This is a genomic window from Ensifer sp. BR816, from assembly GCF_000378985.1.
Taxonomy (GTDB): domain Bacteria; phylum Pseudomonadota; class Alphaproteobacteria; order Rhizobiales; family Rhizobiaceae; genus Sinorhizobium.
Genome location: NZ_KB905370.1, coordinates 213,686 through 238,554 on the forward strand (window position 1 = coordinate 213,686; position 24,869 = coordinate 238,554).

Sequence of the window (24,869 nt, forward strand, 5' to 3'; positions counted from 1 at the left end):
GTTCCTCCTGCGCCCGACTTCAGTGAAACGGGCACCGTCGCTCCTCGATATGGGCGACGAACTCATCACGGAAATGCGCGAGGGCGGCGCGCAGGCCCATTGCCGCGCCGTCGCCCAAGGCACAGAATGTGTTACCGAAGATGCCTTTGCAGAGCTTGTCCAACTGCTCCAGGTCGCCGGGCGCGCCCTCCCCGGCCTCGATCCGGCGCAGCACCTTCACGGTCCAGTTCAATCCTTCCCGGCACGGCGTGCACTTGCCGCAGGACTCGTGGTGGAAAAACTCGATGATGCGGGTGGCGACCTTGACCAAGCATGTGGTGTCGTCGACCACGATCACCCCGGCCGAGCCGAGCATGGAGCCGGCGGCCGCGAGCGAGTCGAAGTCCATGCCCACCCCCATGCCGGCCTCGGGGATCAGCGGCGCCGAGACCCCGCCCGGAATCACCGCCTTGATCCTGCGTCCGGGCAGCGGGCCGCCGCCATGGTCCTCGACCAGTTCGCGCAGCGGTATGCCCATCGGCAATTCGTAAAGCCCGGGTTTCTTCACCTGCCCGCTCAGGCAATAGAGCTTCGGGCCGGGGCTCTTGTCCGGACCGATGCTTCGGAACCAGTGCGCCCCCCGCATCACGATATGCGGTACGCAAGCAAGCGTCTCGACATTGTTGATCACGGTCGGGCTGGCATAGAGCCCGGCCACGGCCGGGAACGGCGGCTTCAAGCGCGGCTGCGCCCGCTTGCCCTCGAGTGACTCGAGCATCGCGGTCTCCTCGCCGCAGATATAGGCGCCGGCGCCGCAGTGGATATGGATGGCGAAATTGAAATCCGATCCGAGGACGCGTGGTCCGAGATAGCCTTTCGCGCGAGCCTCGGCGATTGCCTGCTCCAGGCGACGAATGGCCTTCACATATTCCCCGCGGACGTAGACATAGGCGGTTTCGGCCCCGATCGCGTAGGCGCTCACCGCCAGCCCCTCGACGAGCTGGTGTGGATCTCGCTCCATGATGATCCGGTCCTTGAATGTACCGGGCTCCCCCTCGTCGGCGTTGCAGCAGAGATATTTCGGCCCGTCGGACTGCTTGGGCACGAAACTCCATTTCATGCCCGTGGGAAAACCGGCGCCGCCGCGGCCTCGCAGGTTGGACTGCTTGACGAGGTCGATGACCTCGTCGGGCGTGTATTCGCGCAGCGCCTTCGCCAACGCCCGGTACCCCCCACCGGCCTCGTAGGCGGAGAGCTGATGGCCATCCGGAGCATCGATATTCTTCAGGAGAACCGGTTCGAACATGACGCTATTCTCCCGGAAGCGCTGGGACGGCATCATCGGCAGCATTCGACGCCGCGTCCGCCCGCAGCCTCGAGAGGAGCGTATCGATCCGCCCGATATCGAGATCGCCGTGATAGTCGTCGCCGACCTGCATGACAGGCGCCATCTCGCAGGCGCCGAGACACTCGACTGTCGAAAGCGTGAACATGAGGTCCGGGGTCGTTTCGCCCTTCTTGATCCCCAGCGCCGTTTCCAGATGCTTCAGCAGGTCCTCAGACCCGCACAGCATGCAGGAGACATTGTCGCAGAGCTGCAGGTGGAACATCCCGATGGGTTCGGTATGGAAGAGCGTGTAGAAGGTCGCCAGTTCGTAGACCCAGATTCGCTCGACGCCGAGAATGTCGGCGACTTCTTCCAAGATCGGGCCGGGCAGATGGCCATGCTCCTGCTGCGCGATAAGCAGCGCGGGCATGATCGCCGAGCGCTGGTCGGGATACCGCGCCGCAGCTTCCTCGATCTTTTCGCGCATGGTCATCGCGTCCAAAACTCCCGCTACTTGTCCACCTCCGCCATCACCGGGTCGAGGCTGCCGAGCACGGCGATCATGTCCGCCAGGTAGCGGGCATTGCTGACCCCGAAGAGCGCCTGCAGGTTGACGAAGGAGGGTGCCCGCACCTTCATGCGGAACGGCTTTTCCGAGCCATCGCTGATGATGTAGAAGCCGAGCTCGCCCTTTGGCGCCTCGATCGCCGAATAGACCTCGCCCTTCGGCACCTTGAAGCCGTAGGCCGACAGGTCGAAATGCTGGATCAGCGCCTCCATCGAGCAGTGCACCCGATCCTTGTCCATGGGAAAGGCGATCGTCGGCATGTCGATCTGGAATGGCCCTTCGGGCATCTGGTCGAGGCATTGCTCGATGATCCGCACGCTCTCGCGCATTTCCTCCACCCGGCACTGCCAGCGTGCATAGCAGTCACCTTCCGTGCGGGTGATGACCTTGAAGTCGAGCCGATCGTAGACCTCGTAGGGTTCGTCGCGGCGAATGTCCCAGTCGACACCGGAAGCGCGGAGGTTCGGACCGCTGATCCCCAGGTCGATGCCGTCCTCGGCGGAGATAACACCGATCCCCTCGGTGCGCTTCATGAACACCCGGTTGCCCTCGATCAGCCGTTCGTAGTCGCGAATCCGGTTCGGGAAGATGTCGCAGAACTCCCGGATCTTGGCGATGGACCCGTCGGGCAGGTCCTCGCGCACACCGCCGACGCGGCAGAAGGAAGTGTGCATGCGCGCGCCGGTGATCATTTCCATAAGATCCATGATCATTTCGCGCTCCCGCATGGCGTAAAGCAGTGCGGTCATGGCGCCGAGATCCATCGGCAACGCGCCGGTGATCAGGAGATGGCCGGAGATCCGCGCCAGTTCGGCCATCATGACGCGGATATATTGCGAGCGGATCGGCGCTTCGATGCCGAGGAGCTTCTCCACCGCCAGGGCGAAGGCCAGGTTATTCGAAGGCGGGCAGACGTAATCGAGCCGATCGGTCAGCGGAAATATCTGCGTGTAGGTGAAGCTCTCGGCCAGCTTTTCGGTGCCGCGGTGCAGATAGCCGATATGCGGGTCGACGCGGGCGACATACTCGCCGTCCAACTCGAGCACGAGCCTGAGCACCCCGTGCGTGCTCGGATGCTGCGGGCCGAGATTGAGAAGCACCTCCTTGGTGTCGAGCGCTTCGCCTTCGGGCCTCATGAGCTCTGTGACTTCGGTCATCTCACCTTTCCGGGGTCGTTCGGCCTCCTGATGGAATGTCCTTGGTGGCTAGGTCCGGCTGGTTCGGCGCCGGCCCTTCGGCGCCAAACGGGTTCAACTCGTCCTTGTAGCCCCTCAGAGGAAAGTCCTTGCGCTGCGGAAAGCCCTCGAAGCCTTCCCACATGTAGATGCGGCGCAAGTCGGGATGTCCTTCGAAGCGAATCCCGTACATGTCCCAGGCCTCGCGCTCATGCCAGTTGGCGGTGCGCCAGACCCCGGTCACCGTGGGCACTCGCGGCGGATCGCCGAGGCGGCATTTGATCCGGATTCGCCATTTGTTCGGCAGCGAATAGAGATGGTAGACCGCCTCGTAGCGCGGTGCCTCGGGGTAGTGATCGACGCCGCAGATGTCGGAGAGGAAATCGAACCGCAGCGCCGGATGCTCCTTCAGGAACCGGCAAAACTCGACGATCCTGTCTGGCGGAACGGCGAAAGCGTGAACCCCAAGCGAGACGCCAATGTCCTCGATTGCTTCTCCAAAACGTTCCGCGATAAGGGTGCTGATAACGGATGCGTCGACGCTCATGATACGGCGATCCGGTCGAGTGGCGTCCCGGCCAAAGCCCTGTCCTTCTTGATCTTCTCCTGAAGCAGCAGGAAGCCGTGCATCAGCGCCTCGGGCCGCGGCGGACAACCCGGCACGTGCACGTCCACAGGTACGAATGTCTGCGCCCCCTGCACCACCGCATAGGTGTTGTAGACCCCGCCCGAGATGGCGCAGGTGCCCATCGCGATCACCCAGCGGGGCTCAGGCATCTGGTCGTAGAGCCGGCGCACCACGGGCGCGAACTTCCGCGTCACCGTGCCGGCGATGATCATCACGTCGGACTGGCGAGGCGACGGCCGGAACACCACGCCGAACCGGTCGAGATCATAGCGGGCGCAACCGGCCGAGATCATCTCGATGGCGCAGCAGGCGATACCGAAAGTCTCGGGCCACAGCGCCGACCGGCGGCTCCAGCTGATGACACTGTCGGCCGTGGTGAAGAGCACGCTGTCGCGGAACGCGTTGTTCAAGCCTCCCATTCGAGCGCCCCCTTCAGCCAGGCATAGGCAAAGCCCACGAGAAGCAACACAATGAAGACGAACATCTCGACAAAGCCGATCAGCCCGATTTCCTTGAGCACGACGGCCCAGGGAAACAGGAACATCGTCTCGACGTCGAAGACGACCAGCAGGATCGCGAGAATATAGAACTGCACCCGGAAGCGGCCCCCGGCGGCCTCGCCGGCCGGGTCCATGCCGCACTCATAGGGCATGTTCTTTTCGGGATAGGGATTGGAGGGGCGCAGCAGCGATGAGACAAACAAAGTCGCCCCCACCACCAGAACAATTCCGGCGATCATCACAAGAACCGGCAAGAATTCGATCGCAGTCATCTCGCATGCCCCGTTCATCGAGGGCTTTCGTCAGGGCCGACCCCATGCCGGGTCAAGAAGCGCTCGCCCTGGAAGCGAATTGAGCAATTCTTTCTTGAGCTTGCAGTCTATTCCGTCGAACGGACCATTGCAAATCCAATCCATCAGCCGCCAAAAGCCGAGTGCTGAGCAAGCCTCAGGAACCACTCCGGAAAGAGGCCGATCCCGATGGTGCCGGCGGCGGTGCAGGCGAGCGTGGCGCGGACAAAGGGCGTCAATGCCGGTTCGAAGGCCCGCTCCGGCTCGCGCATGTAGATCACCATGACGATGCGGATGTAGAAATAGGCGGCGACGGCGCTCAACAGCACTGCGATCACGGCCAGGACGACGAAACCGCGCTCGACGAGCGCGGTGAGCACGTAGAACTTGGCGAAGAACCCTGCGGTCGGCGGAATGCCGGCAAGCGAAAACAGATAGATGAGCATGAGAAGCGCCAGCCCCGGATGCGATTTGGCGAAACCGGCATAGTCTTCGATGACTTCGCCGGAGAAATCGCCGTTCCGCATCATGATGACGGCGCCGAAAATGCCGAGATTCATGAAGGCGTAGATCAGCAGATAGAGCATCACGCTGGCGACCCCGTCCGCCCCGCCGGCCACCACGCCGAAGGTCGCGAAGCCGGCATGGGCGATGCTCGAATAGGCGAGCAGCCGCTTGAAATTATCCTGCACCAGCGCCACGAAGCTGCCGAGCGCCGCCGTCACCACCGCAATGACCGCGACGATGATCCAGACGTCCGAGGCTGCGACCAGCGGATTGAGGAACACCCGAAGGATGACCGCGAACCCCGCCGCCTTCGGCCCCACCGACATGAAGGCGGTGACCGTCGTCGGCGCGCCCTCATAGACGTCCGGCACCCACATATGGAACGGAACTGCGCCGATCTTGAAGACCAGCCCCGCGACGATGAAGACCACCGCCAGCAGCAATCCCGGATCGAGCGGATCGCCGCTCACCGCGGCCATCGCGTCCAGTTGCGTCGTGCCGGTAAGCCCGTAGACCAGCGAAACGCCATAAAGAAAAATGCCGGTCGAGACCGCACCGAGGATCACATATTTCAGCGCCGCCTCGTTCGACCGCCGCTCACGCTTGAGGAAGCCGGTCAGCACGTAGGTGCAGAGCACCATCAGTTCGAGGCCCACATAGATCGACAGGAGATCGGTCGCCGAGGCCATGATCATCATGCCCGACAGCGCAAAGAGCAGCATGACATAGTATTCGCTGCTGCCGATTCCTTCGATATCGGCATATTTTCGCGACAGGAGGAATGTCAGGACGGTGGCCAGGTAGAAGACGAACTTGAAGAAGACCGCGAAGCGGTCGGCAACGAACATGCCCGAATAGGCCGGCCGCACTTCGCTTGCCAGCAGAAGCGTCGTCAGGGCGGCAATCAGCACGATTGCGACGGAACCCCAGACAAGCAGATTTTCCTGTCCCTTCCGGACCAACTGCCCCAGGATCAGGAGGACACAGGCCCCGGTTATCACGGTGATCTCTGGCAGGCTTGCCAGGATCCACTGGAAAAGCGTGGCGGCGGTCATTGTCCGCCCTCCTTGTCGTGCACCTGCGTCAACAGATGCTTCACGGAAGCGTCGATGACGTTGAGAAAGGGCTTTGGATACAGCCCGACCCAGAGCACGAAGACCGCCAGCGGCACGATCGCCGCCATCTCGCGGGCGTTCACATCCCAGATCTTGTAGCGGGCGGCGACGATGGCCGGACCAAGTGCAACCTTGCGATACATGCCGAGCAGATAGGCCGCGCTGAGCAGCGCCCCCAGAACCGCGGCCGCACCGACGGTGAGGTTGGCGGCAAAGCCGCCCGACAGCACCAACAGTTCGCCGACGAACGAATTGGTGCCCGGCAGCGCCATCGACGAGAGGGTGAACAGCGCCAGGAAGGCGGTATAGACCGGCGCCACCTTCATCAGACCGCCATAGTCGGCGATGCTGCGGCTATGGGTTCGCTCGTAGATCAGGCCGACGAACAGGAACAGCGCGCCCGTCGTGACACCATGATTGAACATCTGCAGGATGCCGCCTTCGAGCCCGCGGAGATTGAGCGCGAAGATCCCCATCGTCACGAAACCCATGTGGCTGATGCTGGAATAGGCCACCAGCTTCTTCAGATCGTCCTGCGCCAGCGCCAGCAACCCGCCATAGACGATGGCGAGCGCCGAAAGCGCCAGCATCAGCGGCGAAAAATACACCGACGCCTCCGGCAGCATCGGCAGCGAGAACCGCAGGAAGCCGTAGGCGCCCATCTTCAGAAGCACACCGGCGAGGATGATGCTGCCCGCCGTTGGCGCCTGCACGTGGGCATCCGGCAGCCAAGTATGGACCGGGACCATCGGCACCTTGACGGCAAAGGCGATCAGGAAGGCGAAGAACAGCCAGGACTGGACCCGGAACGGCAAATCCTGCGCCGTCAGAGCGAGGATGTCGAAGGTCTCGCCGCCGTGGAAATAGAGCACGATGACGCCGATGAGGAAGAGCAGGCTGCCCGCCAGCGTGTAGAGGAAGAACTTGAACGCCGCATAAACCCGACCGTCGCCGCCCCAGACGCCGATGATCAGGTACATCGGGATCAGCATCGCCTCCCAGCAGACATAGAACAGGAACAGGTCGAGCGCGCAGAACACGCCCAGCATCAGCGCCTGCATGAAGAGCAGGCTGACCATGAACTCCTTCACTTTGCGGTCGATAGCGACCCACGAGGCGAGCACCGAGATCCAGCCGAGCAGCGCGGTCAGGAACACGAAGAGCGCGCTTATGCCGTCGACCCCAAGCGCATAGGTGATGCCAATCGCGGGCACCCAGGGGTGCGTCTCGGTGAACTGCATCTCATGGGTCGTCGTGTCGAAAGCGGCAAGCATCGCAACCGCGAGTGCGAGGTCGAGCACGGTGAAAACGAGTGCCGTCCAACGCACTGCATCGTCGCTGCGCAGGCACATCAGGACCCCTGCCCCGGCGGCGGGCAGGAAGACGATGAGGCTGAGCAGAGGGAAGGCCATGACGACCCCCTATTGCCAGACGACGGCGAAGACGGCGGTGACCGCGATCACCCCGGCAATCATCGCCAGTGCATAATGCGTCACGACGCCTGTCTGCAGCCGCCGCAACACTCCGCCGCCGTCAAGGATCGCATGCGCCACGCCATTGACGACGGCATCCACACCGTGGAGGTCGACCCGAAGCCCTGTTCGTGCCGTCCGGTGCAACAACGGGAGCGCCGTCGTCTCGGAGACGTCGCTCATAGCTTTCTCGTAGCGTGCCAGCGGCCGCTCGGCGAACCACATGAAGGCCCGCGCCCCCTTGCGGTAGAACCAGTCGGTGTCGATGCTGATGGTGTTTTCCGGGTCGAGCGCCTTGAGGAACAGCACGAAACCCAGGGCAGTAAACATCAGCACGCCGAGGCTCTCGGTGATATGGGCGCCGGTATAGGGTTCGAAGTCGACCGGATAGGGAAGAAGCGCGTAGAGTGGCCCTGGAAAAATCCCGATCGCAAGGCAGAGCGTCGCCGCCATGGCCATTGCCACCAGCATGTTGCCGGGCGGCTCCCGCGCCTCAAGCCCCCGGTCGGTGCCGAAGAACATATAGTAAGGCAGCTTGAGCCCGGTATGGAGGAACGTCCCCGACGAGGCCATCGTCAGCGCCAGCATGGCGAGCGCACGGTGATCCTCTCCGGCGGCGGCCACCACCATCGACTTGGTGACGAAACCCGAGAAGAACGGAAATGCCGAGATCGCGAAGGCGCCGATCATGTAGAGCGCCACGGTCAGCGGCATGGTCCTGTATAGCCCGCCGAGTTCGGTGAGCTTGCGCCGTCCGGTGACGTAGATCACCGCCCCTGCCCCCATGAAGAGCAGCGCCTTGTAAAGGATGTGCGCGAAGGCATGGCTGGTGGCGCCGTTCACGGCCAGCTCGGTGCCGATGCCGACGCCCGCCACCATGTAGCCCACCTGGCTGACGATGTGATAGGCGAGCAACCGCCGGCAGTCGTTCTCCAGCACCGCGTAGACGACCCCGTAGAGCGCCATCGCGATGCCGAGCCAGACGAGAAGCTCGGTCCCGGGAAAAGCCCGCGCCAGCACATAGACGGCCGTCTTGGTGGTGAAGGCGCTCATGAACACCGCCCCGGTGACCGTCGCCTCCGGATAGGCGTCGGTCAGCCAGGCATTGAGGGGCGGCACGGCCGCATTGAGCAGGAAGCCGGCAAGGATCAAATAGGCACCGGCACTGATGTTGCCCTCGATCGGCCCGAAGAGCAGCGAGCCCGAGGCAAGCGCGTGAAGAACGATGCCGCCGAGCAGCACGACGCCGCCAGTGACATGCACCATGAGGTAGCGGAACGCGGCGCGGATCGACTTCTCGCCTCCCTGGGCGAAGACCAGGTAGGCGGAGGCAAAGGCCATGCCCTCCCAGAACAGGTAGAGCGTCAGGTAATCGCCGGCAAAGACCACGCCGAGCGCGCTGCCGACATAGACGAACGCCGCCACGTGCTGGCCGGCCTCGGTCAGGTGCAGCGCATAGACCATGCCGATCAGCGCCATGATGGTGAAAACCGTGGCGAAGACGATGCTCAGCTTGTCGACCCTGGCAATGAGGATGTCCTGGCTGAGAAACTGCGCCGCGCCATAGCTTCCCGGCTGCAGCGCAAGCACCGCGAGGAGCGCCAGCACCGGGATCAGCAGCAGATAGGCCTTGCGGATCCCCCCTTGCAGGAAAGGGATCGGCACGGCACCGAGAATGAACAGCAGGGCGGGATAGACGAACTCAATCATAGTAGTCCTCGCTCCGCATGAGCCCGCCCTGATGGCCAAGGAACTTGGAAACGAAAATCAGGAGCACGCAGGAGACGAAGCCGTAGACGGCCGACCAGCCAGGCAGTCGCTCCCAGAGATATTCGGCATGTTCGCGATGAACGACGAAGTCGGCGGCGACGATCAGGACGAGCACCACGTAGAACAGCCGGCGCCGCTGCCTCGCATGGGCTTCGTCGCCAAAGAAACCGACGATGCGCTTGATCATCGGACCACTCCTTCCGCCAGAGCGAGGAAATAGCCGGGGAAGATGCCCATCAAAACCGACAGGATGGCGGTCGCGACCAGCGGGACCGTCACCAGCGGAATTTCACGGACCCTCGATAGTCCCTCGGACCCCTCCCCGCCGAAAAAGGCGACATAGCTGACCGGCAGAAAATAGGCGGCGTTCAGCACCGAGCTTGCCAGCAGCACGATCAGGAATGCGATCTCGCCCGCCTGGACGGAGCCGAGCGTCAGATACCATTTGCTGACGAAGCCCGCGGTCGGCGGCACCCCGATCATGCTCAGCGAGGCGACGAAGAACGCCCCCATCGTCCAGGGCAGCCGGCGGCCGATGCCGGCCATGTCGCTGATGTTGCGTTTTCCCGAGGCGCAATAGATCGAGCCCGCGCAGAAGAAGAGGGTGATCTTGGAAAAGGCGTGCGCGGCGATGTGGATGATCCCGCCGACCATCGCAACCGGCGAGAGCAGGACCGCGCCCAGCACCACATAGGAGAGCTGGCTGACGGTCGAATAGGCGAGCCGCGCCTTCAGGTCGTCGCGGGTCAGCGCATAGATCGACGCCATCAGGATCGTGAAGGAGACCAGGTAGGCGGTGGCGATGCCGAGCCCGAGCCCGCTCATCAGCCCCGTGCCGAAGACGTGGAACACCACCCGGAGCACGCAGAATACGCCCATCTTGACGACCGCCACGGCATGCAGGAGCGCACTGACCGGGGTCGGCGCCACCATCGCGGCGGGCAGCCAGGCATGCATCGGCATCACCGCCGCTTTGGCGAAGCCGAAAAGATAGCAGAAATAGACGGCCGTCAGCAGCGCCGCCGAGGCATTCGCCTTCGCCAGCAGCCCGCCGGGCACGAAGTCGAGCGACCCGGAGATGTGATAGGTCAGCGCCAGCGCCGCCAGCAGGACGCTCTTCGAGGCGCCCATCAGATAGACGAGATACTTGCGGCTGCCCGCCCAGCCCGCTTCATCCTCATGGTGGTAGACGAGCGGATAGGTGACGAGGCTCAGCACCTCGTAGAAGATCACCAGCGTGAACAGATTGGCGGCAAAGGCACCGCCGACGGCAGCCGCAAGACTGGTGGCGAAGCAGGCGAAGAAGCGGGTCTGCGCGTGCTCCTTGAGATGCCGCATATAGCCGATGGAATAGATTGCCGCGACGATCCAAAGCAGCGACGAAACGGTGGCGAACACCATGCCGAGCGCATCGACCCGGAATGCAAAGTCGATCCCCGGCAGGATCTCGAACAGCCGCAACGCGACGGTGCCGCCCGAAAGCACCGTCGGCGCCATCGAGGCGACGATCGCGAACATGACGACCGCGGCAAGCGGCGAGACGACATCGCGGAGTTTTTCGCGCTTGTTGAGAAGAAGAACTGCAAGGGCCGCCAGGCCTGCGACGGCGACGGCTAGGAGCGGGCGGATGGAGATCACCGGATCCAAGCCGCTATCCTTTCATCACGGTAACGTCGTCTACCTTGAGGGTGGACTTGTTCCGCACGAGGGCAACCAGGATGCCAAGGGCGACGGCGACCTCCGCCGCCGTAGTGGCGATGACGAAGATCGCAAAAATCTGCCCGCGAAAGTCGGCGTAGTAACGCCCGAAGGCGATGAAGTTGATGTTGACCGAGTTGAGCAGCAATTCGAGCGACATCAGCACAACGAGAATATTGCGCCTCAAGAGCACACCGGCGGCGCCGATCACGAACAGGACCACGCTAAGCTGGATGTACCACCAGAGCGGAACCATCACCCCGACTCCTTCCGCGCCAGCACGATTGCGCCGACGAGCGCCGCCAGCAGGATGACGGAGGCGACTTCAAACGGCAGGAGATAGTCGGTGAAAAGCGTCGTGCTGAGCTCTCTGATCTGGTCGCCATCCGCCATGGCGACGGGCTCCGTGGCCGAAAATCGGTCGCTCGACACCACCAGCACGAGCATCTCGGCCCCGAGCAGCACGAGCAGCACCAGCGCCGGCAGGTTGCCGCCCGGCAAGAACCGCTGCAATACCGCTTCACGCACGTCGATCATCATGATCACGAAGAGGAACAGGACCATGATCGCGCCGACATAGACGAAGATCTGGACGACGGCGAGGAACGGCGCCTCGAGCAGCACGAAGATCGCCGAGATCTGCAGGAAGCACGCCATCAGCGCCAATGCACTGTGAACCGGGTTGTGCGCCAGGACGACGATCAGCGCCGTGATCACGGCCATCGCAGCGAACAGAAGAAAGAACCCCTGATCCATCGACGCCGACCCTCCCACGCGAACTGTGACTCGGCGCGAGACGGCCAGATTTGAGGTAGCGCCGCACTTCAGATGCGTTCACAAATTGTGCCCTAGTCTCGGATTTTTCACAAGAATATTGTCGGCGGAGAAGTAAAGCCCTCGCGCCGCAGTGACGTGCCGTCCCGGCACGTCACTGCGTTCTTGAACTCCATCCTGGGGGGCGCGGTCAGCGGATCAAGGCAGCAGGGTGGTGGTCGTCCAGGCCGGACCGCTGCGCTCTTCCTGCTTGAGCGTCGAAGAGCCGAAGTTGTAGCGCAATCCCGTTGTCAGCGTATGGCTGTTTTCCGGATCGAAATCGATGCCGCCGCTTTCGAGGCTCGCTCGGTCGAAACGGTATCCAGCGAAGACCGTGACGGGCATGAACTCAGGACGGTAATTGCCGATGATCGAGGCTGTCGTCAAATCGAGATTCGTATCGGCTATGTCGAAGTCGAAATTGTGCAGCCCGACTTCGCCGTCGATCCGCATATTGTCGGTAAGATAGAGCCGAGCGCCGATCTTTCCGAAATAGTGGTCGGCATCGAGGCCGACGATGTCGGACTTGCCGTAGCCCAGTTGCGTGTATGCGGTGCCGAGAACATCGAAATAGGCAGCTTCGATGCCACCGGAATTGTCGGTGACATCGTCGCTTCCGCCGGCCAGCCCGGACGCAAAACCCGTTCCGAGCCGCGAGCTTTGAAAGAATGCACCCAAGGCATAGTCCTGGGTTGGGCGATAGTAGACGTGCGCTGCCCCATAGGCGTTGTCATAATCGGCGTCGTCGATGTCCGTCTGGCCATAGCCGCCGTCGGCCTGGAGATTGAGACCGGTGCCCGTGTCGAAATTGACTGCGCCGCGCAGAGCCCAGCCCTTGCTGTCCAAATCGGACTCCGACGCTTTTCCTGCATGAAGCTCGCCCTCGACGTAGCCGACGACGGGACTTGCTACAGCAGGCGAGGCTTCTTCATAGGAGGCGCCGCTGTCGGCAAAACCGCCAACCAGCGGCCCGTCCACATCGGCAGCTTCAGCACTCATTGCTGACATCAAGATCGCAGTCGTTGCGAACAGGGTTTGTTTCATGTCGATATTCCTAGAAAGAGAATATCTTCACCCTATCCACTATTGGTTAACCATAACTTTAGTCTGCTCCCGGCGCTTCGCTGCACAACCTTGGATAAGTATTCTCTAAATCATTGGCAGCCGAACCCGATTGGTCTTTCCGCGAGCCCCGGCGATCAGCCTTCCAGCCAACGCAGCTCTTCCGGAGCAAGCGTGATCTGGAGGGCCGAGAGGCTGTCTTCGAGCTCCGCCACGGTCCGCGGGCCGATCAACGGGATGACGGGAAAGGGCTGGGCGATGACATAGGCGAGCGCGATATGGATCGGGCTGCAGCCACGCTTCCTCGCAAGTTCGATTGCCCGGTCGCGGCGTTCGAAATTGCGGCCGGAATACCAGACCCGGACGATTTCCTCGTCCTCCTGCTTGTCGCGCCCTGCCCTGGCGGTGAAAAAGCCCCGCCCCTGGCTCGACCAGGCGAAATTCGGCATCTGCCGCTTCTCCAGCCAGTCTTTCCAGCCGTCGTCGGACGCCGCGACACAACCGGGCCAGATGGGATCGAGCATCTCTGCCAGCGAGAAATTGTTGGAAAGCGCGGCCGGGGCCGACTTGCCGTTTTTCTCGGCATAGGCGATCGCCTCGTCCATGCGCTCGCGCGTCCAGTTCGATCCACCGAAGATACCCCGGATGCGCCCGCGCTGGACCTCGGCGTCCATCGCATCGACGAATTCGCCCACCGGTACGTCCGGATTGTCGCGGTGCATGAAGTAGACATCGACATAGTCGGTCTTCAGCCGCTCCAGCGACTGATCCAATTGTTTGGCAATCACGTCCGGATAGCAGAGCGGCGAATGGGCGCCTTTGCCGATCAGGACGATGTCCTCACGATTGACCTTTCGGCTCGTATGCCAGTCGCCGAAAATGCTCTCGGTCTTGCCGGCACGGTAGACGAATGCGGTGTCGAAGACATTTCCTCCGGCCTCGTAGAAAGCGTCGAGCGTCAGCGAGGCGGAGGCGAAACTCGGGAAGAACTCGAAGCCCAGCGCAACGTTTGAGGCCGGCTTGGCGACCCCCGGAATCTGCCGTTTCGGCACGTTGCTCCCGGCGACGACGGCCTCACCCGCGAGGTTGGTGGTCCGTTTGGCGGCCGTCTCGATGGCGTATTCGAGACCGACGGATGCGCGCCAGCGATCGAGGACGCGTAGATTGGCGCGGGTATCTTCGGCGCTCAGGCCGGGGAAAGAGAACTCGGTGCGGCCGGCACGGATCGCCTCGCCCACCGCATCGACCTCGAACGAATAGAGATGGCGCTTCTCCTCGACCTCGATTGTCCGCAGTCCGTCGCCTCTGATGATCTCGATGCGCCCTACCCCACCCCCGGTGCCGGAGGCGAACCAGAAGTCCTTCACCTCGATACGGCCTTTCGAACCGATGATGCGCAGCACGTTGTCCTGCTCAGCCATGATCGAGCAGGACACTTCCGCGACAATGTCGTTCGGGAACTTGAGGACCGCCGAGGCCCATTCGTCGACCCCTGACGTCCCCAGACGCGCCGCGCCGGATACCGTCAGCGGTTCGAGGAAGCTCTTTTCCTCGGCAGCACCGGCGAGCATGCAGACCATCGAGACCGGGTAGCCGCCGACATCGAGAATGCCGCCGCCTGCGAGATCATTGGCAAAGAGGCGATGCTCCGGGCGATAGCCGCCCATGTCGAAGCCGAAGCTCGAGCGGATGATCCGGACGTCGCCGATCGCGCCCTCTCGCACCAGTTCGACGAGCCGCGCCGTCTGCGGATGGAAGCGGTACATATAGGCTTCGCCGGCGAAGACGCCGGCCTTTTTCGCCTCGTGGAAGATCGATTGCGCCTCGAAGGCCGAAAGCGCCATCGGCTTTTCGACCAGCACATGCTTGCCGGCGCGCACCGCCTTGATCGCCCATTCGGCATGGCCGGGATGCGGCGTGGCGATATAGATCGCGGCGATCTCCGGATCCTTAAGCAGCGCTTCATAACCCTCGACAATCTGCGCCCCGGGAAAGCCGTCGGCGAGGCCGGGCCTGTCCGGATTGCGGGTGGCGATAGCCGCAAGGTGGCCCGTAGTGGATCGGGCAATCCCTGCGGCGAATGTCCGCGCGATGGTGCCGGGGCCGATGATACCCCAACGGGTCAGCTGTTCTGAGCGCATGGAACTTCCTTTCGGTCAGCCTTGGGAGGGTGGGTTGATCAGTCGCCGTCGCTTGCCTGCAGCATCGAACGGAACGCCGGTGTCCGGCCAAGGATCAGCGGTTCGCCGCAGGCGGTGGCGCAGACATGGCTGCCATTGCGATGCCTCGCGGCACCCATGCGGACGGAAAGCGATGGAACCGCTGCAGAGATCGAAAGTCTTGAAATACTTGAAACACCTTGAAAACCTCCCTTTTCAAGTGCAGTCCTCAGCGAACAAGGGCACATTAACGCCGCGCGGAAATCTGTCTCGTACGTAGGGAATGTGGATTTGGCGGATAGTAAGATTGTCGAACGAGCGGTCTATCAGCCGGGTGTCTGCGGCATCGAGGGCATGCCGACGCGGCTGCATTTCTTCCACGCCCATCCCCCGATCATGCTGCGCGCCCATTGGCATGCGCAGGTCGAGGTCAACTACGTGATGCGAGGTTCGGTGCATTATCGCATGGCCGGCCATGACCTGAGGCTCGGCCCCGGACAGATGTGCCTCTTCTGGGGCGGACAGCCGCATCGGATGGACGAATCCTCCGACGATTCCATCTATGCCGGCGCGCATCTGCCGCTCGTGCATTTCTTCCGCATGCGGCTGCCACCGGAAATCTCGGCAATGCTCATGGGCGGCGCTACGATGCTGACGTCCGAGACCGATTGCGCCGACGACCGCAACTTTCCGCGGTGGCGCAACTGGGCAAATTCCGGAGACGACGTGAAGGCCCAGCATGCGGTCGAAGAACTGCTGCTGCGCGTCGAGCGCATGTTCATGGAGCCTTACACGATCGTTTCCTCCGGCAGGGAATGCCAGACCGAGAGCGCCTCGGCGCCGCCCTCGCCCGGCGTCGTGCGCATGTGCGATTTCATCGCCGCCAATTTTCTTGAGGAGATCGATGCGGTCGACATCGCCGCCGCAGCCAGATTGCACCCGAAATACGCCATGAACCTGTTTCGCAAGTCGACCGGCATGACGCTGATCAAATATCTGACGCTGCTGCGTCTTTCGCGGGCGCAAGCCATGCTGATGAACGGCGCCGACAACATTCTGCAGGTGGCGATGGACAGCGGCTTCGGCTCGGTAAGCGCCTTCAACAGGGCCTTCCGCCAGACCGCCGGCATGCCGCCCTCGGATTTCCGCCGCGAGGTTCGCGCTGTTGCGAGGTGATGGGCAGGACAAGAGGCGAAATGGTGGGCCCGGAGGGCCCGCCACCAATCAATAAAATCAAGGACATATTTCAAACTGAGACACATCAATTTGGTAAACAAAAACAATGGGGCCTAAATGGAGGTGTCTCACCCTATCGAGCCCAGAGAACAATCAAGACGGTCAGCGAGAACTGCTGCATTGAGGCTGCGCTAGCGCAGGTGGCCGAATGGTACGCGAGTCATCGAGATAGCTGCCCTCGCCCGATCGTTTTGGCGCTGAGGCTTAGGTTCGACCTCCCCCCGCTCCACGTCTGCCTTGCCATGCGGATGGCAAATGGAGGTTCGCTATGAGCGCCTCCATTCCCATCAGCGATGGACTTCTGAAGACAAAGCTTGTGCGAGAAGCAGTATCGGATCCACGCGAGTATCAGCGTCAGCTCGACGGCAAGGGAGCCACACCAGCGGCTAAGCGGACGAGCTTCGAGCCCCGCAAATGGCAGTCATCACCAGATCGCGAAGCATCGTGGAGGCGAAAGCGAACATTTGGCGGTTGCGGCGCAATGCCAGCTGCATTCCGGCAGATGTATACGGAAGGCGAGCGCGCCGCCTTGACGGTTGTCGCGAACGATGTGAAGGCCCGGGGAGAATGTGACCGGCCCTTGGATGGGATCGCAGCAATCGCGGGCGTGTGCCGGACCACTGTTCAGAACGCCTTGCGTGCCGCTAAGAGGAACAACCATCTGCGTGCCGTTCCAGACTGAAGCCATAGAACAGCTCCTCCTGCATCACACTTTGCTCGCCCATCATCGACTCAATCTCCTTCCGATAAGAAGACTGAATCAGTGCTTCAGGACTGTTTCAAGCCAGACTTTTTCAACAGTATCGACCCTAGGACGAAGCCGCTCGCGCGGCACTGGCGCCCGTGGTGAGGGTGCAGGAATGATCTGAACGGCGTGCATTTGCAGGTGTGCGGTCCTGGCTGACGATTGAGGTGTTCTCAATCTTCAGACAGGAGGTTGCCATGACGGAGGAGAGGACGACCCCGCTGCGCGAGCGGATGATCGAAGACATGCGCATCCGTGGGATGGGCGACAAAGCTCAGCAGGCGCATATCCGAGCCATCAAGGATTTCGCCGGGTTTCTGAAGCGATCACCGGACACCGCCACAGCCGATGACCTGCGCGCCTACCAACTGCACATGACCAATGCGGGCATCACCCCGCCGACCTTCAACGCCCGCATCGTGGCGCTGCGGTTCTTTTTCGCCACCACCTGCGGCCGCGAGGAGATGAAGCGGCATATGCAGTTCCGTCGGCAGCCGCAGACGTTGCCCGTGGTCTTGAGCATCGAGGAGGTCTCCGACCTGCTGATGGCGGCTCCAGGGCCGGGCCTGAAGTATCGGGCGGCACTCAGCATCTCCTATGGCGCCGGACTGCGCGCCTCCGAGGTCTGCAACCTGAAGATCAGCGACATCGACAGCGACCGGATGCTGATCCATGTCGAACAGGGCAAGGGGCAGAAGGACCGCAAGGTGATGCTGTCGCCCGGGCTGCTCAAGCTGTTGCGCGACTATTGGCGCGAGGCGCGACCACAGGGGTGGCTGTTCCCGGGCAAACCGAAGATCAACCCGATCTCGCCGCGGCAGCTCAATCGCGCCTTTACCGCCGCCAAAACCATGGCCGGTATCGGCAAGCCCGCGACGCTGCACAGCCTGCGGCACAGCTTTGCCACCCACCTCTTGGAAGCGAACACCGATGTCAGGGTCATCCAGGTCCTTCTCGGCCATGCCAGGTTGGTGACCACCGCCCGCTATACCCATGTCGCCACCAAGACGATCCGCGACACCGTCAGCCCGTTCGAGACCCTGCAGACGCTGCAGGACCAAACGCTCCGACGCGGACTGGAGTAGCGCCGGTGCGGTGATCCGGCCGAGACTGGAGATCGGCGACATCTTCCGTGCCTATGGCCCGGCGTGGCGGCGGGCCAATGCCGGGCATGTCAGCCTCACCCAGCTCAAGGTCATGGCGGCCATCGAAGCCTGCCGAACCGAGGCGCTCGGCGGGCATGTGGCGGCCTGTGCCAAATGCGGCCACAGCCACATCGCCTATAATTCCTGCAAAAACCGACACTGCCCCAAGTGCCAGGGGCCTGCCGCGCGGGACTGGATGGCCGCCCGCGCCGAAGACCTGCTGCCGGTCGAGTATTTCCACGTGGTTTTCACCCTGCCGGCCGAGATCGCCCAAATCGCCTACTGGAACAAGAAGGCTGTCTATGACCTGCTGTTTCGGGCATCGGCGGAGACACTGACCACCATCGCCGCCGATCCCAAGCGGCTCGGCGCGCGCATCGGCATGACCAGCGTGCTGCACACCTGGGGATCGGCGCTGACCCATCACCCGCATGTGCACATCATCGTACCCGGTGGCGGACTGTCGCCGGATGGCACGCGCTGGATCTCATGTCGCCCCGGGTTCTTCCTGCCGGTAAAGGCTCTGTCGCGTCTGTTCCGGCGGCTGTTTGTCGAAGGACTGAGGGCACTGCATCAATCCGGCAGCCTCGCCTTCTTCGGGGCTCTCGCCGGACTTGCACAGGCGAAGGCCTTCGCTGCCTGGCTTGCCCCGTTCCGCAAATCCGAATGGGTCGTCTACGCCAAGCCCCCGTTCGGCGGTCCCGAGGCGGTCCTGGCTTATCTCAGCCGCTACACCCACCGCGTGGCGATCTCCAACAGCCGCCTGATCAGCGCCGACGCCGAGACGGTCTCATTCCGCTGGAAGGATTACCGGATCAAGACCGGTGACCGGCAGAAGGTGATGCGGCTGGCCACCGACGAGTTCATCCGCCGTTTCCTGATCCACGTGCTGCCCGACGGATTCCACCGCATCCGCCATTACGGTCTGCTCGCCAGTGCAGGCCACAAGGCCAATATCGCAAGGATCAGGAAACTGCTCGGGGCGCAAACGCCATCGCAGCACGACGCACCAAACGCCGAGGTCACGCCGCTCACCCTGAGAGAGCCATGCCCGGTTTGCGGCGGCCCGATGCGCATCGTCGAGATCTTCCGCCGCGGCCAACAACCCAGATGCCGCGCGCCACCCCGAAAGGACGCCGCATGACGAAATCCATCTCACATCAGCCGAGGCTGGTCCGCATCGACGAGGCGTTCCGGGGTGGCGCCGGTCAGCCTAAGGCAACCCAGCACACTGAAAAATCGCCGGCGCGAACCTACCAAAGACCTGTGACCCCGATCCCGATCGGCTCATGCAAACCTTCGGGGCTACACCTTCGCACCCGACGCTGCCGCCGATAGCCCCCTTGAAAAACCGCAGCCGCACGCTTTCCCCATAGGCGCTCTACCCAGCCCCCGCGGCCTCCTCCTTGGGAGGTTTGTCAACGCGGGCCGACACAGGCCCAGCCACCACCGTCGCGCCGCGGCCCGCATCGAAAAACCTTCGCCTAAGCGGAACTACGCTTGCCTTGGGGGAATGCCCGTAAATCGCCCGCGAAGCAGACATTTGCATGCCACTCCGCCCCTACCAAATGCCTTAATGTGAACTTCACAGCCCGAAGGAGGCGAGGATCGGGCACGGCCCGGTTTTGTCCTCGGCGCATTCGGACACCAGCTTTCGGAGTGCTTCGCGAGCACGATTAAGCTCTCCGATTCTGGCTTCTAGCTGGTCAAGCCTTTTCCTTGCCAGATCACGCGCAGCCGAGCGGTTCTCTCCGGCATCCAGCGCCAGAAGCTCCCTGATTTCCTCCAGCGTGAAACCCGCCGTCTGTGCCCGCTTGATGAACCGCAGTCGGCGTAGGGCCTCGGGGCCATAGCGGCGAACGCCGTCCAGCCGCTTGGGCGTCGCGAGCAGCGCCTTGCGCTGGTAGAAACGTACCGTCTCAACACCCACCCCGCCGGCCGCCGCGAGTTTCCCTATCGTCAGTTCCTGAGGCCCTTGACTCCGTACCATGGTACGGAACTTATGCTCCTGCCAACGGTTTCACAAGAGCGAGGAGACGTGAAAATGTTGGACAAGCCAAATCCGCAAAATTTCTCCAAGAAAGCCATCCTGTACCGGATGGTGATGCCAGGCCACACCTGCCCCTATGGACTGAAGTCGAAGGACCTGCTGCAGCGATCAGGCTACGAGGTGGACGACCATCACCTCAAGACCCGCGAGGAGACAGACGCTTTCAAGGCGCAGCACGGCGTGCCGACGACGCCTCAGGTCTTCATCGATGGCAAGCGGGTCGGCGGATACGACGACTTGCGCCGATTTCTCGGCAAGCCCGTCGCCGACCCAAAGGCGACGACCTACCGTCCGGTGATCGTGCTGTTCACACTGACCGCGCTCATGGCAATGGCGGCCAGCCATGCCGTCTACGGCACTCCATTCACCCTGCGGGCGGCGGAATGGTTCATCGCCTTCTCGATGGTGGCGCTGGCGATGATGAAACTCCAGAACGTCGAAACCTTCGCGACGATGTTCCTGAACTACGACCTGCTGGCGAAGCGCTGGGTGCCGTACGGCTACATCTATCCGTACGCCGAGGGATTGGCTGGCGTGCTCATGGTGGCGGGCGTTCTGACCTGGTTGTCGGTTCCGGTCGCAATGTTCATCGGTACGGTAGGGGCCGTGTCGGTCTTCAAGGCGGTCTACGTCGACAAGCGCGAGCTGAAGTGCGCCTGCGTTGGCGGATCGAGCAACGTCCCCCTTGGTTTCATCTCTCTGACCGAGAACCTGATGATGATCGCCATGGCAATCTGGATGACCGCTGGAGGCATTGGGCTCACGGCAACCCACCCGATGTAGCTGCAATGGGCATGCTCCTGCCTCCCAGGAGGACGCGGCTCATCCGGAACGGAAGACTGCGGACTGGCGGCTTGATTGCTTTTTTGGCCGATGTATTTTGATTCATCCGCGGGACAACGCTCCGAAGGTGAGAGGCAAAGCGACGCCCATCAACTCGGGACCTCTAATCGTTTTCCGCTCCAATTATGGATTCGGGCGGGCGCGCTGAGGTAATCGGATCGGCATGGCGAAGGACGATCCTCCACACGCCTTCCTCCCGCCGGAAGATGGTGGTGACCCGAAGGTCAAGCGGTACCAGCTTGTCCCCGCCACCGACCTTGGATTGGAATCGCTCGATCTCGATGATGTATCCCAACTCCGGGGTCGCGTACTCGGAGATGCGCTCAAAACCGGTGGCCTCACCGTCCCGGTAATGGGTGGCAGCCCTTTCCATCGTCGCGGCGGCCAATTCCCAGCCCTTCGCAGGCGGGCCGAACGGGTTGGCGATGATGACGTCATCCCGTCGCGAGTAGAGTTCTTTTAAAGGCTCAGGGTTGCCCTTCACGAAGGCATCCAGAGCCCCGTGATCCTGCTCGATCAATTTCTCTAGCTCAGGTTCTAACATCTTGGTGTCCTCGGACGCTTGCGTCAGATCGACTTGAGATATTCGATCAGGTCACCTTTTTCCTGATCGGTCAGCTTGAGATCGAGGTGACCGTCGTAATGGTCTACGACGTCTCGGAGGGTGGCGAACCGCCCGTCGTGGTAAAACCCACCCTTGTGCACCTTTTCCATGTCCCACAGGGCACGGAGAGGCGCCGTTCGGTACCGTTCATCCGGAGACCGCATCGCCTGGAAGTCATCGATTCCGATCTCCTCCGCCTTGTGCAGGTTCCAGCCAGGCTCGGTGAAGATCGGCGGCACGTGGCAGGTGGCGCATTTGGCCTTGTCGTTGAAGAGGGCCTTTCCCTTTTCCGCTGCGGCCCTATCGAAGGCGCCATCCGGCGGTTTTAGGGTTGGCAGCGCAAGCTGGTAGAAGTGGAGGGCAGGCAGCTCGGCCGTGATGCGATCCTCCTTGTCTTGCTTGTGGCCCTGCTTCGTCCTGGCAGCAACCGGATACTTCGCGGCATCATCCAGGCGCGGATCGTAGAAGACGCCCTTTCCGTGCATTTCGAGATTGCCGACGTAAGCGTTCCAGTAACTGACCGTGCCCCACGCCCCGGTCCAGGTGTGATTGTTGACGCCGGCCAGTCCGAAGGCTGGAGGATTGAGCGTGGCGGCGGTCTTTCCGTCCGGCCGGAAGGCCTTGCCATCGAGATTGAGTTCGGCATCGAATTTTCCGGGTCCCCAGGCGGCCAGCGCCTTTTTCACGTCGTCTTCGCTGACCTGCAGCATGTCCGTAAAGGCACTCAGATCGGGCGCCAATAAGACGATCGCGCCGATGTTGAGGTCACGGTTGGGCCAGCCGTCGAGACGGTGCCCGATTCCGGGCGCATAGGCGTCGTCGACTGTCGAATGGCACAATGCGCACTGGATGCCCACGGCCCTCAAGGTCTTGCCATCCTCGCCAAAAAAGCCGGTCACACCGACGACGGCATTGGACTTGAGCAGGACGAGGGTGCTGGCCGGGTCCTTGAGATCGACCTCGCCCCTGTTGAGTGCCTCGGCCACGTCCTTCGGGATCGCGTTCACATCGACTTTCAATCCAAGCTCAAGAGCTTTTTCCGGACTGAGGCCTGCTCCCACGCCCCCGGCCTTTTCGCCCGCTATCGCTTCGTGCAGCTTAAGCTTGCCACCCCAAAAATCCTCGCTGCCGAATGTGTCGAAGCGGAACGTCTCGCGTCCTTCCTCGAGATACCGTTTCGCCTGCTCGGCAACTGCAGCTTCAAACTCCTTGCCACCTGTTGACTTCTTCATTTGCGCAACGGCCGGAATGAGGGCCGTCGATAGAAGAAGCGAAAGAAATAAAGCATAAACCCGCCCACGCCTTTGCATGACATGTTCCTCCCAGGACACGAAGCTCAATCGGCGGTCATGTGGAGTTTCGCGGGGTCCCCGTTGCGCGAAGCGCAGAACCGACCGAATATTAGCAAACGATCATGCTACACCTAATCCGCGTGTCTGCAATGCGACAGTGTAAGCATGTACGGCGCGCCCTCTGCCCGAACGTTACCGGACAGCGCATCCAAGCCGCCTTTACCTCGCGGAAGTCGTCTTGACAGAATTAGGACATTCGTCCTAATTCTCATGGGTCAAACAGGGTGCCGAAGGTAAATGCCAGCACAGTCAACCCGTGACCTGATTGTCGAACAGGCGGATGCCCTCTTCTACGAGAGCGGATTCGAGGCCACGTCCTTTGCTGACGTCGCCGCAGCCGTGGGCATCTCGCGCGGGAATTTCTATCACCACTTCAAGACCAAGGACGACATACTGGATGCCGTAATTGCCCGCAGAACGGAGCGGACACGGGCGATGCTCGACGGCTGGCAGGCCGAGGGCGACGGTCCGCGCGAGCGCATCCTGTCCTTCATTCATATGCTGATCGCCAACCGAACCCAGATCATGGATTTCGGCTGCCCGGTCGGAACGCTTTGCTCTGAACTCGCCAAACTGGATCATGCCGCGCAGGGCCGCGCGACCGAAATCCTCGGTCTGTTCCGCGACTGGCTCACCGAACAGATGCGTGCTCTTGGTGCCGTTGACCGGCCCGAGACGCTGGCGCTGCATCTTCTTTCCTGGTCGCAGGGAGTGGCGGTGATGGCGACCGCCTTCAAGGACGAGGCATTCATCCGCAACGAAGTGGCAGGGATCGAACATTGGCTAGCGTCCCTGCCGGACCTTTCGCAATCGACATAAACAAGGAGCACTTATGTTCGTCACTTTTCTGAGATTTGCAGAGAACGGCGCCGCCGCGCCGGACTTCATGGCGGCGCATAACAACTGGATAGCGCAAGGGTTCGCCGATGGCGTGTTCCTCTGCGTCGGCTCGCTCCAGCCCGCCGCAGGCGGCGCAATCCTCGCTCATGGGGAGAGTCGTGATGCGCACGATGCGCGCATCGCTGCCGACCCCTTCGTCGCACAGGGGATCGTGACCGCCGAGACATACGAAATCGATCCGAAGCGCACCGCTTCCGCCCTGGATTTCGTGAAGACGGCAGCATGAGCGCGATCATGCGGGCCGCATTCGAAGAGGCCCGATCGACTTTGCATCACTCCGGTCCGAAGGCGTATGAGCGGCGGCTGCCACCTCAACCGCCCGATCCGATCGATGATAGAAGACGGCGGTTTCCGCATCGATCGGCTCGAGACCGGCTACATGCGGGATCCGAGGCCGATGACGTTCATGTACGAAGGCGGCGCGCGGCCGTGACGACGATCCGAATGGCGCATGCATTACTGCGTAGTTTCCCGCTCGCGACGGCTGATCTCCGCCTGATACTCGCGCTCCCGTTCCGGCCAGGTGGATTTGATGAAGGCGATCACGGCGCGGATTTCACTGTCGCTCATGACATTCCCGAATCCCGGCATGTCGCTTTGGTAACCGCCGCCGACGACCGCTGCCGGCCCCTGCTTGGTGATGCGGAAAAGCATGCCGTCCGCATGATGCCAGGTGTGGCCGGACGCATCGTGCGGCGGCGCGGGCATGCGTCCGGAGGCCAGCGGGCTTTTCCAGTCGCGCTGCCCTTCGAGGTCCGCTCCGTGGCAGGCGGCGCAATGCCTGGCATAGAGCGCCTTGCCGAGCGCGACGGTCTCGGTCGAGGCGTCGCCGTTCGCAATCGGAAGCGCCAGCCATGGCCATGCTCCTATGAGTCCCAGGCCAGCCACGGCAATCCCCAGCACTGCCAAGAGAACCGTGCTCGAAGACATC

At 62.2% G+C, this 24,869-nt stretch carries 26 protein-coding genes and 1 pseudogene; 8 read left to right on the top strand and 19 right to left on the bottom strand.

Going from position 1 to position 24,869, the window contains the following annotated elements:
• Nucleotides 1-19: 19 nt before the first annotated feature.
• The 15 genes from nuoF to RHIBR816_RS0101070 form a co-directional block, all read right to left on the bottom strand.
• Nucleotides 20-1,285: an NADH-quinone oxidoreductase subunit NuoF gene (gene nuoF, locus RHIBR816_RS0101000; RefSeq protein ID WP_026186519.1), complete on the bottom strand. Its 1,266-nt coding sequence runs from the start codon at nt 1,283-1,285 to the stop codon at nt 20-22.
• A gap of 4 nt (nt 1,286-1,289) precedes the next feature.
• Nucleotides 1,290-1,799 carry an NADH-quinone oxidoreductase subunit NuoE gene (gene nuoE / locus RHIBR816_RS0101005; RefSeq protein WP_018234669.1) on the bottom strand — a complete coding sequence of 170 codons (510 nt, stop codon included), beginning with the start codon at nt 1,797-1,799 and terminating at the stop codon, nt 1,290-1,292.
• Between the two features lie 17 nt (nt 1,800-1,816).
• The gene (gene nuoD / locus RHIBR816_RS0101010) at nt 1,817-3,031 is read right to left on the bottom strand and encodes an NADH dehydrogenase (quinone) subunit D (protein ID WP_018234670.1); all 1,215 of its coding nucleotides are present in this window, start codon (nt 3,029-3,031) and stop codon (nt 1,817-1,819) included.
• A 1-nt stretch (nt 3,032) separates the two neighbouring features.
• A complete protein-coding gene (locus RHIBR816_RS0101015; RefSeq protein WP_018234671.1) occupies nt 3,033-3,596 on the bottom strand; it encodes an NADH-quinone oxidoreductase subunit C in 564 nt (187 codons plus the stop codon).
• Complete coding sequence (locus RHIBR816_RS0101020; RefSeq protein WP_018234672.1) at nt 3,593-4,096, bottom strand: NADH-quinone oxidoreductase subunit B family protein; 504 nt, start codon at nt 4,094-4,096, stop codon at nt 3,593-3,595. Before RHIBR816_RS0101020 ends, RHIBR816_RS0101015 begins: the two co-directional genes overlap by 4 nt.
• Nucleotides 4,084-4,449: an NADH-quinone oxidoreductase subunit A gene (locus RHIBR816_RS0101025; RefSeq protein WP_012708735.1), complete on the bottom strand. Its 366-nt coding sequence runs from the start codon at nt 4,447-4,449 to the stop codon at nt 4,084-4,086. Before RHIBR816_RS0101025 ends, RHIBR816_RS0101020 begins: the two co-directional genes overlap by 13 nt.
• A gap of 143 nt (nt 4,450-4,592) precedes the next feature.
• Nucleotides 4,593-6,029, bottom strand: coding sequence for an NADH-quinone oxidoreductase subunit N (locus RHIBR816_RS0101030; RefSeq protein ID WP_018234674.1), 1,437 nt, complete (start codon nt 6,027-6,029; stop codon nt 4,593-4,595).
• On the bottom strand, nt 6,026-7,501 hold the full coding sequence (locus tag RHIBR816_RS0101035; protein ID WP_018234675.1) for an NADH-quinone oxidoreductase subunit M: 1,476 nt from the start codon (nt 7,499-7,501) through the stop codon (nt 6,026-6,028). The genes RHIBR816_RS0101030 and RHIBR816_RS0101035 overlap by 4 nt, the downstream gene beginning before the upstream one ends.
• 9 nt (nt 7,502-7,510) lie before the next feature.
• Nucleotides 7,511-9,271: a Na(+)/H(+) antiporter subunit D gene (locus tag RHIBR816_RS0101040; protein WP_018234676.1), complete on the bottom strand. Its 1,761-nt coding sequence runs from the start codon at nt 9,269-9,271 to the stop codon at nt 7,511-7,513.
• On the bottom strand, nt 9,264-9,518 hold the full coding sequence (locus RHIBR816_RS0101045) for a hypothetical protein (RefSeq protein ID WP_018234677.1): 255 nt from the start codon (nt 9,516-9,518) through the stop codon (nt 9,264-9,266). The genes RHIBR816_RS0101040 and RHIBR816_RS0101045 overlap by 8 nt, the downstream gene beginning before the upstream one ends.
• Nucleotides 9,515-10,978: a monovalent cation/H+ antiporter subunit D family protein gene (locus tag RHIBR816_RS0101050; RefSeq protein ID WP_018234678.1), complete on the bottom strand. Its 1,464-nt coding sequence runs from the start codon at nt 10,976-10,978 to the stop codon at nt 9,515-9,517. The genes RHIBR816_RS0101045 and RHIBR816_RS0101050 overlap by 4 nt, the downstream gene beginning before the upstream one ends.
• 4 nt (nt 10,979-10,982) lie before the next feature.
• The gene (gene nuoK / locus RHIBR816_RS0101055; RefSeq protein WP_018234679.1) at nt 10,983-11,285 is read right to left on the bottom strand and encodes an NADH-quinone oxidoreductase subunit NuoK; all 303 of its coding nucleotides are present in this window, start codon (nt 11,283-11,285) and stop codon (nt 10,983-10,985) included.
• Complete coding sequence (locus tag RHIBR816_RS0101060; protein ID WP_018234680.1) at nt 11,285-11,785, bottom strand: NADH-quinone oxidoreductase subunit J; 501 nt, start codon at nt 11,783-11,785, stop codon at nt 11,285-11,287. The genes nuoK and RHIBR816_RS0101060 overlap by 1 nt, the downstream gene beginning before the upstream one ends.
• Nucleotides 11,786-12,001: 216 nt before the next feature.
• A complete protein-coding gene (locus RHIBR816_RS0101065; RefSeq protein WP_018234681.1) occupies nt 12,002-12,886 on the bottom strand; it encodes a hypothetical protein in 885 nt (294 codons plus the stop codon).
• 155 nt (nt 12,887-13,041) lie between these two features.
• Complete coding sequence (locus tag RHIBR816_RS0101070; RefSeq protein ID WP_018234682.1) at nt 13,042-15,045, bottom strand: aldo/keto reductase; 2,004 nt, start codon at nt 15,043-15,045, stop codon at nt 13,042-13,044.
• Between the two features lie 303 nt (nt 15,046-15,348).
• Here RHIBR816_RS0101070 and RHIBR816_RS0101080 point away from each other — a divergent pair, with 303 nt between their 5' ends.
• The 4 genes from RHIBR816_RS0101080 to RHIBR816_RS0101095 all read left to right on the top strand — a co-directional run bounded on the left by RHIBR816_RS0101080 (nt 15,349) and on the right by RHIBR816_RS0101095 (nt 19,333).
• Nucleotides 15,349-16,239 carry a helix-turn-helix domain-containing protein gene (locus RHIBR816_RS0101080; RefSeq protein WP_026186520.1) on the top strand — a complete coding sequence of 297 codons (891 nt, stop codon included), beginning with the start codon at nt 15,349-15,351 and terminating at the stop codon, nt 16,237-16,239.
• A gap of 328 nt (nt 16,240-16,567) precedes the next feature.
• Nucleotides 16,568-16,981, top strand: coding sequence for a hypothetical protein (locus RHIBR816_RS37370; protein WP_157628132.1), 414 nt, complete (start codon nt 16,568-16,570; stop codon nt 16,979-16,981).
• A 260-nt stretch (nt 16,982-17,241) separates the two neighbouring features.
• Complete coding sequence (locus RHIBR816_RS0101090; protein WP_026186521.1) at nt 17,242-18,129, top strand: site-specific integrase; 888 nt, start codon at nt 17,242-17,244, stop codon at nt 18,127-18,129.
• 10 nt (nt 18,130-18,139) lie between these two features.
• Nucleotides 18,140-19,333 carry an IS91 family transposase gene (locus RHIBR816_RS0101095; RefSeq protein ID WP_018234687.1) on the top strand — a complete coding sequence of 398 codons (1,194 nt, stop codon included), beginning with the start codon at nt 18,140-18,142 and terminating at the stop codon, nt 19,331-19,333.
• A gap of 441 nt (nt 19,334-19,774) precedes the next feature.
• Here the strand turns inward: RHIBR816_RS0101095 and RHIBR816_RS0101100 are convergent, their stop codons facing one another.
• Nucleotides 19,775-20,179 carry a MerR family DNA-binding protein gene (locus tag RHIBR816_RS0101100; protein WP_018234688.1) on the bottom strand — a complete coding sequence of 135 codons (405 nt, stop codon included), beginning with the start codon at nt 20,177-20,179 and terminating at the stop codon, nt 19,775-19,777.
• A 54-nt stretch (nt 20,180-20,233) separates the two neighbouring features.
• On the opposite strand from RHIBR816_RS0101100, the gene RHIBR816_RS0101105 reads away from it, so the two are divergent.
• Nucleotides 20,234-21,022 (top strand): glutaredoxin family protein, encoded by a 789-nt coding sequence (locus tag RHIBR816_RS0101105; RefSeq protein ID WP_018234689.1) that lies wholly within the window; start codon nt 20,234-20,236, stop codon nt 21,020-21,022.
• Nucleotides 21,023-21,185: 163 nt separating this feature from the next.
• Here the strand turns inward: RHIBR816_RS0101105 and RHIBR816_RS0101110 are convergent, their stop codons facing one another.
• Nucleotides 21,186-21,626, bottom strand: coding sequence for a DUF4440 domain-containing protein (locus tag RHIBR816_RS0101110; RefSeq protein WP_018234690.1), 441 nt, complete (start codon nt 21,624-21,626; stop codon nt 21,186-21,188).
• Between the two features lie 23 nt (nt 21,627-21,649).
• Nucleotides 21,650-22,918, bottom strand: coding sequence for a c-type cytochrome (locus RHIBR816_RS0101115; protein WP_157628133.1), 1,269 nt, complete (start codon nt 22,916-22,918; stop codon nt 21,650-21,652).
• Nucleotides 22,919-23,275: 357 nt separating this feature from the next.
• Between RHIBR816_RS0101115 and RHIBR816_RS0101120 the strand changes: the two genes are divergently transcribed.
• The 3 genes and pseudogenes from RHIBR816_RS0101120 to RHIBR816_RS38245 form a co-directional block, all read left to right on the top strand.
• On the top strand, nt 23,276-23,857 hold the full coding sequence (locus RHIBR816_RS0101120; RefSeq protein ID WP_018234692.1) for a TetR/AcrR family transcriptional regulator: 582 nt from the start codon (nt 23,276-23,278) through the stop codon (nt 23,855-23,857).
• A 13-nt stretch (nt 23,858-23,870) separates the two neighbouring features.
• Nucleotides 23,871-24,164, top strand: a complete 294-nt coding sequence (locus tag RHIBR816_RS0101125; RefSeq protein WP_018234693.1) for a YciI family protein — start codon at nt 23,871-23,873, stop codon at nt 24,162-24,164.
• A 45-nt stretch (nt 24,165-24,209) separates the two neighbouring features.
• Nucleotides 24,210-24,371: pseudogene (locus RHIBR816_RS38245) on the top strand (SAM-dependent methyltransferase); the annotation flags it as partial.
• 23 nt (nt 24,372-24,394) lie between these two features.
• On the opposite strand, the gene RHIBR816_RS0101135 reads toward RHIBR816_RS38245, so the two are convergent.
• Nucleotides 24,395-24,868, bottom strand: coding sequence for a cytochrome c (locus RHIBR816_RS0101135; RefSeq protein WP_018234695.1), 474 nt, complete (start codon nt 24,866-24,868; stop codon nt 24,395-24,397).
• Nucleotide 24,869: the final 1 nt, after the last annotated feature.